This is a genomic window from Cyanobium sp. CH-040 (genome assembly GCF_024346135.1).
Classification (GTDB): domain Bacteria; phylum Cyanobacteriota; class Cyanobacteriia; order PCC-6307; family Cyanobiaceae; genus NIES-981.
On record NZ_JAGQCJ010000006.1, the window covers coordinates 70473 to 81832 of the forward strand.

Here is an 11360-nt window from a genome sequence, read left to right on the forward strand (position 1 = left end):
AGAGCAAGCCGCGATCGGGCCATGGCAGAGCAGGGCGCCACTGCAACCGTGCCGGTGACCCTCAACTGCTCGGGCGGGATCGCCCTGGGGGCCTACATGGCCGGGGTGTTCAGCGAACTGGTGAAGTCGGCGCTCAGGGATCGAGCCCAGGGGAAGGGCCCCGCGATCCGCATCGACACCATCACCGGGGCCTCGGCCGGAGCGATGACCGCCATGATCGCGGCCCGGTACCTGCTGCAGGATCCCCCGGCGGCCCTGGCGCAGCTGAAGGATGACGACGGGGAGGAGCAACCCCGCAACGGCTTCCACCGGGCCTGGGTGCAACGGGCCGACATCGGCGCGCTCACGTCCTACTCCGCAGAGCTGGATGGCTACTTCAGCGAGGATCCCGACCTGCCGCGCTGGCCGCGGCTGGGCCTGCTGAGCGGCACCAGCATCGCCGGGATCACCGAAGAGGTGGCCGGCGGCTGGACGGCGTCGGATCTGACGGGCATGCGCAAGGCCCTCACGCGCAACCCTCTGGCGGTGCTGATGACGGTGACCAATCTCCAGGGCCTGCTGGCCCGTCCGCAGACGGCCGGCAACGGCGACGATCCCTGGACGGTGAGCCATGGCGAAACCCGCCGCTTCCTCTTTCACAGGGACATGGCGGAGCTGAAGGTGAACGATGCCGCGGCCCTCTCCCGGCGGTGGGACAAGGCGAAGGCATCGGCGCGCGCCTCGGGAGCCTTCCCGGTGGCCTTCCCGCCGCTGAGTGACATCAGCCAGGCCAGCAGCCCCAACATCGCCCTGAAGGGGGAGGCGCTGGAGATGTACTGGGCCGCAGCGCAGGAGCAGCGCCACGACCCGGACTGGATCTGCCGGGTGATGGATCCGGCTCCGGCTCAGGGTTCGTCCGGGCCGCTGCCGGACGCCAGCCGCCTGCGCCTGCGCTTCGACTACACCGACGGCGGCGTTCTCGACGGACTGCCGATCCTCGAGGGCCTGGACCTGCTTAACGCCATCGACCGCATCAACGCCGCCGAGGCTCAGGGATCGGCGGACCGGCAGCAAGGACAGCCAGCGCAGCCAGCGCAGCCAGCGAAGGGAGGGGTGGCAAGGGAAGACGATCAGGAGCTCCACGATTTCGCTCTCGCCTGGGGCAACGCTCCGCCCCAGGAGGAGCTGCGGCGCTACCTCTACGTGCAACCGATTCCGGTGACGGGACTGAAGGCGCCCAGGTCCCTGCTGCGTCGGTTCTTCCCGCTGCTGGCCAACGGCCTGGCCGGCCTCACCTATCCCAAGGCCGAGCACGACCACCGGCGCTTGCGGGAGATCGAGGAGATCAACCGGCTCGTGCGCTGCAGAGACGATCTGATCGCTGAGTCCTCCACGAGCCCCGAGGAGGAGGCGCGCCTGCGGCAGGTGCTGCCCTACCGCCATGTGACCCTCGATCCCATCCACCCGGTGCTGCCCTTCCGGCCCGGTCCCTTCGCCAGCCTCCTGCTGGAGGTGGCGCGAGAGGTCAGGGCGGAGATGGCAGCCACGGGAAGCCGCGCCGATGAAGAACCTGCCGCGGACGCAAGCGAGGGGGCGGTGCTGGCGGCCTTCGAGACCATGCTTCTGGGGGGCAGCCAGGTGAAGCCGGAGGAACCCCTTTCGGCGGCGGAGCTCCTGGCCAGCGACTTCCTCTTTGCCTTCGGGGGCTTCTTCCATCCCGACTACCGCCGGCACGACTATCTGATCGGACGTCTCTCAGCCCTGGCCTGGCTGCTCAACGCTGGGCTGGTGGATGAGGGGACGATCCGCCCTGAGCTGACAAGCCTCCTGAGGGGCTCCCGCGGCGACTATCTCCCCAGCAACCGGCGCGGAGGGCTGCAGCTGCTCATCGATGGCCCGCGCCTCCTGCAGCTGATCGTCCGACGCCTGCCCTACGTGCTGGTGAGCGATGGCTTCCGGAAGGTGTTCATTCCCTATGCCGGGCGATGGGCGTACCGCTGGCATGCCGTGCTGCGGGTGCTGATCGCACCGCTCACGTCCTTGGTTGCGGGGGTGGCACTGCTGGTGGCGGGAGTGCTGGTCCTGCCTCTGGTTGTCGTCGTCGGTGGCCTGTGGCTGCTGGCCCGGCTTTTCGGTCCCGTTCAACCCGGCTCCAGCCGGATCAGCTGACCATCGGCGGCGTCGGTGAGCACGTAGAGGAAGCCGTCGGGGCCCTCGCGCACGTCGCGCACGCGCTGGCCGATCGGGATCCGCTCCTCAGCCGTCACCCGCCCCTGGGGATCGAGGCGCAACCGGCGCACATCGCCGGACACCAGCCCGCCGGCGAACAGCTCACCGCGCCACTGGGGCACCCGGCCGCTGGCCACGGCCAGGCCGGAGGGGGCGATCGCCGGCGTCCAGACGCGGCGGGGATCCACCATCGCCGGCGCCGTGCGGCGGCTGGTGATCTCCGGGCCGAAGTACTCGCGGCTGTGGGTCACCAGCGGCCAGCCGTGGTTGGCGCCGGCACTCACCAGGTTGAGCTCGTCGCCACCGCGGGCGCCGTGCTCGCTCACCCACACCCGGCCGGCCTCCGGGTCGTAGGCCAGGCCCTGGATGTTGCGATGGCCCAGGCTCCAGAGCTCCGGCAGGGCGCCGGCATCGCCCTGGAAGGGATTGCCGGCTGCCGGGCTGCCGTCGGCGTTGAGGCGCAGGATCTTGCCCAGGGCACTGCTGCGGTTCTGGGCCTGCTCGCGGATCAGGGCGCCCTCGAGCTGCAGCGGCGGATTGCCGCCATCGCCGATGGCCAGCAGCAGGGTGCCGTCAGGCAGCCAGAGCAGCCGCGAGCCGAAGTGCTGCGTGCCGCTCTTGCGTTGCGGCACCTGGTAGATCACCTCCAGCGGGCTGAGGGCGCGGCCGTCGAAGCGGGCGCGGGCCAGCTGCGTGTGGTTGGCCTCCGGCGTGCCCGCGGCATAGGTGAGGTAGACGAGCCGGTTCTCGGCGAAACGGGGGTGCAGGCTCACATCCAGCAGGCCCCCCTGACCGGCGGCCAGCACCTCCGGCACGCCCAGGATCGGGGCCGGATCCAGCACGCCGCCGCGCACGATCCGCAGCCGGCCCGGCCGTTCGGTGATCAGCAGGTCGCCGTCCGGCAGCCACGCCAGGCCCCAGGGATGCTCCAGGCCCCGCACCAGCACGGTGCGGCGGAAGCCGGTGGCCTCCGGGATCCGGGCGGGATCGACGGCCTCAACGGCGGCGGGGGCCGATGCTGTGTCAGCCGTCGGGGCATCGGCAGGCGCGTCGGCGCGGGCGCAGCCGCCGCCCAGCAGCAGGGCCGTGAGCAGAGCCAGCGCGGCGGGTTTCATGGCGTCGTGGCGGTGGCGGAGCCGGCGGGGTGGCCTGGCTGGCTTCTTCAGGTTGGCAGCTCAGTCACAGCCGCCGGGGGTCTGCGCCGCGCCAGCGCCACCCCGGCCAGCAGCAGCAGCACGCCAGCCACGGTGGCGGCATCGAGGGGCTCCCCGAGCAGCAGGGCGGCGGCGAGCACCGCCACGGCGATCGTGAGGCTGCCCCAGAGCGACACCGTGGCCACCCCGGCGTGGTGGTAGGCGTGGCGCAGGGCCAGCTCGCTGCCCAGCGACAGGCTGAGGGCATAGATCAGGATCACGCCCACCACCCACCACAGCCGCAGCAGCAGGAAGTGGCCGGGGCCGTAGAGCAGCACCGCCAGCACCGCGAACACCAGCGCCGACACCAGGGAGCCCACGCCCACACTGAGCACCGGCGGAGTGCCGGCGGCCGCGATCCGGCGGCCGGTGAGGGCCGCGGCGCTGAAGGCCAGCACGGCCAGCAGCGCCCAGACCAGCCCGGAGGGATCGTCCATCGGCCCGGGCGAGGTGGTGGGAGCCAACTGGGGCAGCAGCAGGCCGGCGGTGATCAGCAGCAGGCTGGGCAGGAAGGCCCGCGGCAGGGGCTCAGCGAGCAGGGCCCGGGCCAGCAGGGCCGACAGCGGCAGCACCAGGGCGAACAGCAGCGTCTGGCTGATCACCGAGAGCGACTGGAGGGCGGTGAAGTAGGCCACCGGAGCGAGGAAGCGCCCCAGCAGCGTGTCCGCCGCCAGCAGCCAGCGCTGGGGCGTGGTCAGGGCGGCCAGGGCGGGACCCAGCTGCCGCCGGCCCGCCAGCAGCGCCGCCACGCCCACCACCAGCTGGGCGAAGAAGAACACGTTGCAGAAGCTGATCGGGTTCTCGCCGTTCACCGTGTGCTGCAGGCCGAGCTCCTGCAGCCGCTTGAGCACGGGGGCATCAAGGCCGCGCAGGAGCACGTACAGCCCCAGCGGCAGCGCCACTGCCGGCAGCCGCAGGCCATCCCCCAATCCGCGAGGCCTGTTCACCGGTAGAGGCCTGCAGTCGGCATCCATCCACCATGCGACCCACCACCTCCATCCTGGCCTGGTCCCTGGCCCTGGCCGCCCTCGGCGCCGCGCCCGTCGTGCTGCAGGCCACCGCAACCCCTCCGTCCCGGGCGGCCGAGACGACGACCCACGCCTTCCGCCAGGCCGAGAAACCGGTGCGCGGCAGCGTCACGGTCCGCCGGGACGGCGACCGCACGCTGCTGGTGTTCAGCGGAGACTTCCGCACCAGCGAGTCGGCGCCGGATCTGAAGGTGGCCGTGAGTCCCTCCAGCACCCCGCTGGCCGGCAGCAAGCCGCCGGCCTATCCGCTCAAGCCCGGCACCTACACCGTGCTGGCGCCGCTGAAATCGGCCTCGGGCGCCCAGACCTACGTGGTGCCGGCCTCGATCGATCTGAGCCGGCAGGGATCGGTGCTGGTCTGGTGCGAACAGTTCAACGCCACCATGGCCTGGGCGCCGCTGCGCGGCTGAGCCCATACAGCGCCGCGCCGATCAGCAGCACCAGCACACCGCCCAGCACCGACGCCGCCGGCAGGCTGAAGGCCAGCAGGATGCAACCCAGCAGTCCGGCCACGGCGACGGCGCGGGGCCAGCGCCGCTCCGCCGGCGCCAGCCGCAGGGCGGCCGCGTTGGTGACGGCGTAGTAGAGCAGCACCGTGAAGGCACTGAAGCCGATCGCCGCGCGCAGATCGCCGCGCGCCACCAGCACGACCACGATCAGCCCCACTGCCAGCTCCGCCCGCCGCGGCACCCGGTGGCGCGGATCCACGCTGGCGAACCAGGGGGGCAGGTCGCGGTTGGCCGCCATCGCGAACACGGTGCGGCTGACGCCCGCGATCAGCGACAGCAGTACCCCCAGCGAGGCCACGGCGGCGCCGAAGCGCACCAGGGGACTCCAGGCGGAGAAGCGTCCGGCCTGCACGGCCAGCACCAGGGGTGCGGCCGACTGGCCCAGCGCGCCGGCATCCACCGCCAGCAGCGCCGACAGCGCCACCAGGAGATAGAGCACGAGGGTGATGCCGAGGGCCAGGGGGATGGCGCGCGGGATCGTGCGGCGGGGGTCGACCACCTCCTCCCCCAGCGTCGCCAGCCGGGCGTAGCCCGAGAAGGCGAAGAACCACAGCCCGGCCGCCTGCAGGATGGCGTCGGGCCGCCACATGGCCCCCTCGGCCAGACGGGCCGGTGACACCGCACCGCCCAGCAGCACCGCCAGGATCACGCCGGCCAGCGAGGCCAGCACCACGGCCACGATCCAGCGGGTGAGAAGCGCCGTCTTCTTCACCCCGAAGAGGTTGACCGCCGTGAGCACCAGCACCGCCGCCACCGCCAGGGGCCGCACCAGCTGCGGGGCGGCGTAGCTGGCGAAGGTGAGGGCCATGGCCGTGCAGCTGGCCAGCTTGCCCACCACGAACCCCCAGCCGGCCAGATACCCCCAGAACGGTCCCAGCCGCCGCCGGCCGTACACGTAGGCGCCGCCCGATTCCGGATGCAGCGCCGCCAGCTGGGCCGAGGAGGTGGCGTTGCAGTAGGCCACCGCCGCGGCCAGCAGCAGCGCCACCAGGGCACCGCTGCCGGCGGCGGCTGCCGCGGGGCCGATCACCGCGAAGATGCCCGCGCCCACCATTGCCCCCAGGCCCAGGATCACGGCGTCACCGGTGGTGAGCTGACGCGACAGTCGGCTGGGCGGGGCGGCCGGGGGCTGGTGGTTCATGGGCGGGCGTTGCTGGCGCAGCGACCTCTGGGGAGAGGGCGATTCTTGGCGAAACCCCCGCGGGGCCACCAGGGGGCTGTGTTCCCGGCGACCGCCGCCGCGGCCTTCGGGTGACGAGGGTGAGGCCCCCCGGGCGGCGACCGCCATGAAACTCTGGATCCTGCAGAAGGCGTCCTCCGGCCTCACCGCCTACGAGGACGCGCGGCTGCGGGAGGAAGCGCGGATTCTGGGGATCGACCTGGAGCCGGTGACCCCCGATGAGATCGACCTGATCGTGACGCGCGGCGGCCGCCGCTCGATCCGGCTGCGGGGGGAGGAGGTGGACCTGCCCGATGCCCTGCTGGCGCGCACCGGCAGCGGCACGAGCTACTTCACCCTGGCGATCCTGCGCCAGTTCGAACACCTCGGTGTGCCGGTGATCAACTCCTCGAGCGCCATCGAGACGGTGAAGGACAAGCTCTACTGCCAGCAGCTGCTGGCGCAGGTGAACCTGCCGATTCCGCGCACGATGCTGGTGCGCTTTCCGGTGGACAGCGAGCTGGTGGAGCGGCAGATCGGCTTCCCCTGCGTGGTGAAGGTGCTGGCGGGCTCCTACGGCGAAGGCATCTACCTGAGCCGCAACCGCGAGAGCTTCCGCGACCTGATGGAACTGGTGGCCAGCCTGGATGCGGGCAAGTCGCTGATCCTGCAGGAATACATCGGCGACCGGCCGGGGCAGGACCTGCGCGTGTGGGTGATCGGCGGCCGGGTGGTGGGGGCGATGCTGCGGTGCAGCACCGACGGCAGCTTCAAGGCCAACATCACCCGCGGCGGCCGGGGCGAGAACTTCCCGGTGGATGAGGCGATCGACGTGCTGGCGCGTGACTGCGCCCGCACCCTGGGGCTGGAGATCGCCGGCATCGACCTGCTGTTCGACGGCGAGGGCTACCGGGTGTGCGAGGCGAACAGCGCCCCGGGCTTCAGCGGCTTCGAGGCCGCCACCGGCGCCAACGTGGCCCGCCAGATCCTGCAGCACTGCCACTGGCGCATCCGCCGCCAGCTGGCGGCGCCGCTGCTGCCGGCGCTGGTGGAGCGGGTGACGCAGATCCAGCGGGCGCCGTGATGCTCACTCCTCAGATCTGCACCATCATTTCCGCGTGATGATGATGTAGATGGCATGGGCGATCGCCACGGGCCACATGATGCCCATCACCGGCAGACCGAGCGCACCGAAACTGAGCAGCCAGAACACCAGATTCAGCCAGAAAGCACCGGAAAAGCCCACCTGGGTGGCAACGGCCAGAGGCGGCACGATGAAGGCAAGAATGATGCGGAAGATGTCGCCGACAGTCATCTGACAAAGGAGGTTTTCTCGAGCGAATTCTATCTTCGGTTTCGGCGCATGCAAGAGCAGTTCACAGTTCTCTGCTTCAGGAAGCATGCCTTCGATTCAAGGATGATTGAGACACGTCTATCTGCGCAGACCCGACGCTGCTTCCGGTGCCGGGTGATGATGGTGTCCGCACACCTGGCAGCGAAGGATCGGGGACCATGTGGACGACTTTCGGCTGGCTGATCGGACGGCCCCCGGTGATCCTGCTGATTGCAGGGCTTTGGGCACTGGCAGCCCTTGGACTGCCCGGGAGCCGCCGTGCCCTGACGACAAATTCCCTGGCCTGGATCACCTTCGCCGTCTGGGAAGCGCTGGTGCAGGCCGTGACTCCGGAGGCGAACATCCGGGTGGATCTGCTGCTCATCACCCCCCTGCTCAGCGGGCTCGGACTGTGGGGCCTGGTAGCGATCCTGTGGCGGAAGAGACGGTGACCACTCCATGGATCCACCCGGGTGATCCTGTGAGGAATTGCCCTTCAGGATCACCTGGGCATTCAGGCCGTCACCGGCACTTCTGGGGTTCGGCGTAGGTGATCGCCTGATAGCGGCCGTCGGTGGTGCGCACCGCCACGCAGTTGTTGGTGCGTGGCTGCTCCCAGTAGGTGAAGGCGCTGTCGCCCATCTGCTCGCCACCGCGGTAGGTGTAGCCCTTGCCGGTGAGCTCTCTCTCGGCGCTGGCACCCTTCACACCCAGCAGCGACTGGAGCGAACTCACCGGAGCTCCGACCCGCGCCGGCTCGGTGACGGCGGCGCTGTTCTGGCCGGCGATGAGCGCACCGATCACCGCTGCTGCCGCGGCACCACCGGCGATGGCGGCAACGCTGGCCGTGTTGGAGCTGTCCTCGAACCTGGCATTCGGGTTCTGAACGGTGTCCAGCTTCACCGAAAGGCGGCGCTTCTCACCGTCATCCCAGACGAACACGTCGTGGCCGGCCTCTTCGCTGTGTCGAACATTGACGATGCCGCGATAGGTCTGCACCGACAGGGCCTGCGGGCTGGGTCCGCTGAAGACGAAATCCGTTCCGTCATCGAACTTCACCACGTAGGCGTCGGTGTTGCCGGCCTGCTTGTGCTTGAAGGTGCAGTGGCCGTTGTAGGCCTCGTAACCACCGCTCACCAGCTTGCAGCGGCCCTGGGCCTGCACCAGAACCTCGGCGACCGCAGCCGAGGGAAACGCAGACACAGCGGTGAGCAGGAAGAGACCGGAGCCGGCGAGGGATCCGAGGGAGCGAAGAGGTGATGCCATGTGGAGAGTCGTCCGGTCGTGATGCTTGGCAGGGAGCAGAGCGGCAATGCGTGAGGTGGCGCCAGCAGGCCCTACTCATCCGAGGGTATGGTTCGAAGGGGCCTTGGTCAACGACGCACAGGCTCGATGCGGTGCCCCTGACACATCCCATCCCCTCCCCAGGCCGAGGTGGCAGCGATGAAGCAGTCAGCACAGGCCCCTGCAGGGGGCGCGGTCTTCCTCCTGGCTTGGGCGGCACTATGCGCATTCACCGGCGGGCCAGCAGGAGCACAGCAGAAACCTCCCCTGCTGCGCGACACCGCCTGGCGGCTGGTGGAGATCCGCTCGATGGATGTCAGCCAAGAACCCCGCCGGCCGGCGGATCCTTCCCGCTACACCCTGCGGCTGCAGGGCGAGGGCCGCGCCGCGCTGCAACTCGACTGCAACCGGGCCATGGGCTCCTGGACCGCCCGGCCGAGCAGCGACCCCACAAACGGCGGTTTCCGGTTCGGTCCGCTGGCCACCACCAGCGCCCTGTGCCCGCCGCCCACCCTCGGCGAGACGCTCAGCGCGCAGCTGCCGGCCGTACGGGGTTACATGCTGCGGGGCGGGCTGCTCAGCCTGAGCCTCCTGGCCGACGGCGGCGTGTTGCTGTTCGAGCCCTTACCCAGCGCCGAGGTGCGCTACAGCAACGACCCCGATCCCGAGCTGGAAGCAGCCATTCTGCGCAACGTGGCTGATTACACCCGCCAGGTGGTGGGTGACGCACCGGAGCGCTGGGCACGGTATGTGCATGCCGCCAGCGACCTCGATGGCGACGGCCGCGACGAGCTGCTCGTGTATCTGATGGGTTCGCCGTTCTGCGGCACCTGTGGCTGCATCCTGCAGGTGTACCGCCTCACTCCGAGTGGCTACGTGCTGGTGAACGATTGTCCGATCAGCCGCCTGCCGGTGGTGGCCGCCGACACCCAAACCAATGGCTGGCGTGACCTCTGGCGGCTGGAGTCCGGCGGCGGGGCCCCGGCCACCTATGTGCGCCACGTGTTCAACGGTCAACGCTATGAAGAACGAGAACGGATCCCGGCCGAACAGGGCATCCCGAAGGGCCTGGCGCTGCTCTCCGGCAATCCCACCTATACCGAGGGGATCGTGCTGAAGCCGGCTGAGCTCTGAGGAGCCCCGGCGTGCATCCAGGCCGGATCAACCGGAGGCTGTGCGGCTTGGCTGCCCTGCTCACCCTCACGCTCGCCCTCACCAGCGTTCCCCGCTGGCGGGCGAGCGACGCGCCGTTCCTGCTCTTTGCCCTGTCGCCCTACCTGGCTCTTGGGGCTCTGAGCACCAGGCTGCGGTGTGCCCAGGGACGGGCCTGGGTCCTGCTCGGCTTCACCGCTGCGCTGTCCCTCGCCGGAGTGGGGTGCTTCGCGTTGGACAGCTGGACGTTCCACACCATGGAGGACTACCGGATGGTGCAGCGCTTCACCGTGATCGTGGTGCCGATGCTGCAGTTGCTTTTGACGGCACCCGTTGCTCTGATTGTTCTGCTCAGGGCGCGGCTGTGATCCCGGCCTTGCAAGCGCCTCCACCCGTCATCATTCAGCCACGCGCACCGGGGCGGCGCAGAGCGTGGAGGCGGCGATCGGCCCAGCCGGCAGATAGCCCCAGTTCGGATCGTTGCCGAAGTTGTAAATCTCCCGGCCGTCACGCTCAATGCGGAACAGGGTCCAGGTCTGCCGCTCGCAACTGAGGCCGATCACCGCCTTGCCATCGGCCAAGGGCAGTTCCACATGCCGGATGCCGTCGTAGATCCACAGCAGCCTGCCGGCGCCACTCTCGAGCAAGGAGCGAATCGGACTGCCCTGAGCCTGGTTCTGAGCAAAGGCCGGGGCGGCTGTGCCAGCCGCCAGGGCTGTGGCAAGCAGCATCGCCATCCTAATGGATTGAAAGCGCATTGACTTCAACCAGAAAAGCTGCACTCGACCATAGGACAAGGACTGGACTGTGGAGCTGTCCGAATAAGTGGCCAGGAGCACATTGCCCAATCACTGAATGGCAAAGCAGTCAGTCGTCAATCACTTGGTGCGCTATCTGTTGCTTTTCTCAAGTCACGCTCTGATCGCTTCGACCGGCTTGCAGGCCTGCAGTTTCCAGATGAGATGGCTGCCATCCCAGGCTTGATGGAGGAGGTCGAATGACCCCACAAAGCCATAGCGGCGCCCCAGCTCTGGCCCCCAGGGATCGACAGGGGTGCCGTCATGAGATATCCGTCTGGCGAAGTAGCTCACGGTGGTATCGGTGATGATGTTCAGATGGGTGGGATCCTGAAATGCTTCCGGATGGGGAAAGGCCGGGGTGCGGGCCAGGAAGATTCCACCAGGCTTGAGAATCCGCCAGATCTCATTCATCGCTTCGACGAACGGATTGATCAGCCGGTCATCCTTCCAGATGCAACGAGGCAGATGTTCGAGAAAATCGAAGGCCGTCACGGCATCAGCGCAGCTGTCTGCGAGTGGCAGGGGCTCGAAGCCGATCCAGCACTGCAGCACGACGTCGCCGAAGCTCTGGCTGTCGATGCCGATCACGTCGTCGGCGGAGAAGGGGTTGGCGGGATCAGGGCCACTACCGAGGTCAACGGAAAGTGTTCGTCTGTCCATTTCGCGATCCATGAAGTGCGTGGTGAGCACACAG

At 69.2% G+C, this 11360-nt stretch carries 13 protein-coding genes; 6 read left to right on the top strand and 7 right to left on the bottom strand.

Features of this window, described 5'->3' with window-relative positions:
* Positions 1–21: 21 nt before the first annotated feature.
* The gene (locus KBY90_RS07365) at positions 22–2148 is read left to right on the top strand and encodes a patatin-like phospholipase family protein (RefSeq protein ID WP_254967876.1); all 2127 of its coding nucleotides are present in this window, start codon (positions 22–24) and stop codon (positions 2146–2148) included.
* Here the strand turns inward: KBY90_RS07365 and KBY90_RS07370 are convergent.
* Together KBY90_RS07370 and KBY90_RS15080 are read right to left on the bottom strand one after the other, a co-directional pair.
* Positions 2121–3323, bottom strand: coding sequence for a PQQ-dependent sugar dehydrogenase (locus tag KBY90_RS07370; protein ID WP_254967877.1), 1203 nt, complete (start codon positions 3321–3323; stop codon positions 2121–2123). The two genes, KBY90_RS07365 and KBY90_RS07370, sit on opposite strands and share 28 nt — an antisense overlap.
* 47 nt (positions 3324–3370) lie before the next feature.
* Positions 3371–4348: an EamA family transporter gene (locus KBY90_RS15080; RefSeq protein WP_254967878.1), complete on the bottom strand. Its 978-nt coding sequence runs from the start codon at positions 4346–4348 to the stop codon at positions 3371–3373.
* A gap of 32 nt (positions 4349–4380) precedes the next feature.
* Between KBY90_RS15080 and KBY90_RS07380 the strand changes: the two genes are divergently transcribed.
* Complete coding sequence (locus KBY90_RS07380; protein WP_254967879.1) at positions 4381–4839, top strand: DM13 domain-containing protein; 459 nt, start codon at positions 4381–4383, stop codon at positions 4837–4839.
* Here the strand turns inward: KBY90_RS07380 and KBY90_RS07385 are convergent.
* Positions 4802–6079 (bottom strand): APC family permease, encoded by a 1278-nt coding sequence (locus KBY90_RS07385; protein ID WP_254967880.1) that lies wholly within the window; start codon positions 6077–6079, stop codon positions 4802–4804. The two genes, KBY90_RS07380 and KBY90_RS07385, sit on opposite strands and share 38 nt — an antisense overlap.
* Before the next feature lie 145 nt (positions 6080–6224).
* Here KBY90_RS07385 and KBY90_RS07390 point away from each other — a divergent pair, with 145 nt between their 5' ends.
* Entirely contained in the window at positions 6225–7181 is a 957-nt protein-coding gene (locus tag KBY90_RS07390; RefSeq protein WP_254967881.1) for a RimK family alpha-L-glutamate ligase, read from the top strand.
* Positions 7182–7205: 24 nt separating this feature from the next.
* On the opposite strand, the gene KBY90_RS07395 is transcribed toward KBY90_RS07390, so the two are convergent.
* Positions 7206–7412, bottom strand: coding sequence for a YqaE/Pmp3 family membrane protein (locus KBY90_RS07395; RefSeq protein WP_254967882.1), 207 nt, complete (start codon positions 7410–7412; stop codon positions 7206–7208).
* Positions 7413–7648: 236 nt separating this feature from the next.
* Between KBY90_RS07395 and KBY90_RS07400 the strand changes: the two genes are divergently transcribed.
* Entirely contained in the window at positions 7649–7882 is a 234-nt protein-coding gene (locus KBY90_RS07400) for a hypothetical protein (protein WP_254967883.1), read from the top strand.
* Positions 7883–7952: 70 nt separating this feature from the next.
* On the opposite strand, the gene KBY90_RS07405 is transcribed toward KBY90_RS07400, so the two are convergent.
* The gene (locus tag KBY90_RS07405; RefSeq protein ID WP_254967884.1) at positions 7953–8696 is read right to left on the bottom strand and encodes a hypothetical protein; all 744 of its coding nucleotides are present in this window, start codon (positions 8694–8696) and stop codon (positions 7953–7955) included.
* A gap of 177 nt (positions 8697–8873) precedes the next feature.
* Here KBY90_RS07405 and KBY90_RS07410 point away from each other — a divergent pair, with 177 nt between their 5' ends.
* Complete coding sequence (locus KBY90_RS07410) at positions 8874–9848, top strand: META domain-containing protein (protein ID WP_254967885.1); 975 nt, start codon at positions 8874–8876, stop codon at positions 9846–9848.
* 47 nt (positions 9849–9895) lie between these two features.
* A complete protein-coding gene (locus tag KBY90_RS07415; protein ID WP_254967886.1) occupies positions 9896–10234 on the top strand; it encodes a hypothetical protein in 339 nt (112 codons plus the stop codon).
* Positions 10235–10264: 30 nt separating this feature from the next.
* Here KBY90_RS07415 and KBY90_RS07420 read toward each other — a convergent pair whose 3' ends face one another.
* Positions 10265–10513, bottom strand: a complete 249-nt coding sequence (locus tag KBY90_RS07420; RefSeq protein ID WP_254967887.1) for a hypothetical protein — start codon at positions 10511–10513, stop codon at positions 10265–10267.
* 264 nt (positions 10514–10777) lie between these two features.
* Positions 10778–11356: a methyltransferase domain-containing protein gene (locus KBY90_RS07425; protein ID WP_254967888.1), complete on the bottom strand. Its 579-nt coding sequence runs from the start codon at positions 11354–11356 to the stop codon at positions 10778–10780.
* Positions 11357–11360 lie beyond the last annotated feature (4 nt).

Bases quoted from the DNA above. Each gene is read 5' to 3' on its own strand.
- KBY90_RS07405 (WP_254967884.1), bottom strand. From the start codon at position 8,696: ATGGCATCACCTCTTCGCTCCCTCGGATCCCTCGCCGGCTCCGGTCTC.
- KBY90_RS07410 (WP_254967885.1), top strand. From the start codon at position 8,874: ATGAAGCAGTCAGCACAGGCCCCTGCAGGGGGCGCGGTCTTCCTCCTG.
- KBY90_RS07370 (WP_254967877.1), bottom strand. From the start codon at position 3,323: ATGAAACCCGCCGCGCTGGCTCTGCTCACGGCCCTGCTGCTGGGCGGC.
- KBY90_RS07385 (WP_254967880.1), bottom strand. From the start codon at position 6,079: ATGAACCACCAGCCCCCGGCCGCCCCGCCCAGCCGACTGTCGCGTCAG.
- KBY90_RS07380 (WP_254967879.1), top strand. From the start codon at position 4,381: ATGCGACCCACCACCTCCATCCTGGCCTGGTCCCTGGCCCTGGCCGCC.
- KBY90_RS07390 (WP_254967881.1), top strand. From the start codon at position 6,225: ATGAAACTCTGGATCCTGCAGAAGGCGTCCTCCGGCCTCACCGCCTAC.
- KBY90_RS07365 (WP_254967876.1), top strand. From the start codon at position 22: ATGGCAGAGCAGGGCGCCACTGCAACCGTGCCGGTGACCCTCAACTGC.
- KBY90_RS07395 (WP_254967882.1), bottom strand. From the start codon at position 7,412: ATGACTGTCGGCGACATCTTCCGCATCATTCTTGCCTTCATCGTGCCG.